This window comes from uncultured Ruegeria sp. (genome assembly GCF_947489545.1).
GTDB lineage: Bacteria > Pseudomonadota > Alphaproteobacteria > Rhodobacterales > Rhodobacteraceae > Ruegeria.
In genome coordinates this window covers 1-374 of the sequence record NZ_CANLDZ010000095.1, presented here as the reverse complement: position 1 = coordinate 374, position 374 = coordinate 1, and the positions used below count along the sequence as shown (strand labels likewise).

Genomic DNA, 374 nt, shown 5'->3' with positions numbered 1-374 from the left:
CTCGCCAATGGCCATTTCGTTGTCACCTGGCAGTCTTCTGACCAGCAGCAAGGGGATACTTCTCTTGCCATCAAGGCACGCATTTTTGATGCGAATGGCACTGGGGTCGTCAACGAGTTCCGTGTCAACGAATTCACCGATAGACAGCAAGAATTTCCGAGTGTTACAGCACTCGCCAATGGCAATTTTGTTGTCACCTGGCAGTCTTTTGACCAGCAGCAAGGGGATACGCATCAAGCTGCCATCAAAGCGCGTATTCTGGACGCGGATGGAAATGAGATCACCAGTGAATTCGTGGTCAATGAATTTCACCATCTCACTCAAAGCAATCCGAATGTTACAGCACTCGCCGATGGCAATTTCGTTGTAACCTG

At 49.5% G+C, this 374-nt stretch carries 1 protein-coding gene; it reads left to right on the top strand.

Translation table 11 applies throughout. From position 1 onward, the window contains the following. Positions 1-374, top strand: a 374-nt coding sequence (locus tag Q1B13_RS26915; protein ID WP_299085974.1) for a hypothetical protein, incomplete at both ends; no start/stop codon positions are given.